Here is a 604-nt window from a genome sequence, read left to right as displayed (position 1 = left end):
TCGGGATCCCGTAAATATCGATCTCGTCGTACATGCCCAGAATCGCAACAGCAACCTCTATCTTGAGCGTAGACAGGTTGTGTGCCAGATCCGGGCTACGGTCTGTCTTGTTTCCTCCGCCCAGAGTGGAGTCAGTGTCCGTGCGGTTTTCTTCGGTGTTAGTGCTAACAGGCTGAGGTCGCTTATCAATCGGCGTATCGATCCATTTAGTGATCTGCTTTTTAATGTCCGGCCACTGTGCAGATTCTTTTGTGTTCTCACGTACCCAGGCGAGTAATTGCTCCTGCCGTTCCGGTGCCAGGGCCAGCGATCGTGTTTCTTTGGATAGTGCTTCGGCCAGCTCGCGGGCAACGCTGGGTTCATCATCATTCTTCAGATCGACGATCTGGCCGTACTGCGCTGAAGTGATTCCAGGGACCGGGCCGAACAGTGCCAGACAAGCTGCCCGGGATGCCTGGTCGAGTTGCGCAACAATTTTAATTTCTTCCTGTGCCTTGTTGTCGTCCCATTCCGTCTTTTCTTCAGATTCAGGCTGTGGCACCGCAGCTGGTTCGCCAGCGTTAACATTCCAGATAGCCACGGTATTGAAAAATTCAGGTGAGAA

At 52.8% G+C, this 604-nt stretch carries 1 protein-coding gene; it reads right to left on the bottom strand.

The window, feature by feature from the left end:
* Nucleotides 1–604: hypothetical protein (locus RF647_RS19110; protein WP_368813112.1), on the bottom strand; the 604-nt coding region annotated here is incomplete at both ends.

This window comes from Kocuria sp. CPCC 205263 (assembly GCF_040981075.1).
GTDB classification, from domain to species: domain Bacteria; phylum Actinomycetota; class Actinomycetes; order Actinomycetales; family Micrococcaceae; genus Kocuria; species Kocuria rosea.
This window is presented reverse-complemented; position numbering and strand designations above follow the sequence as displayed.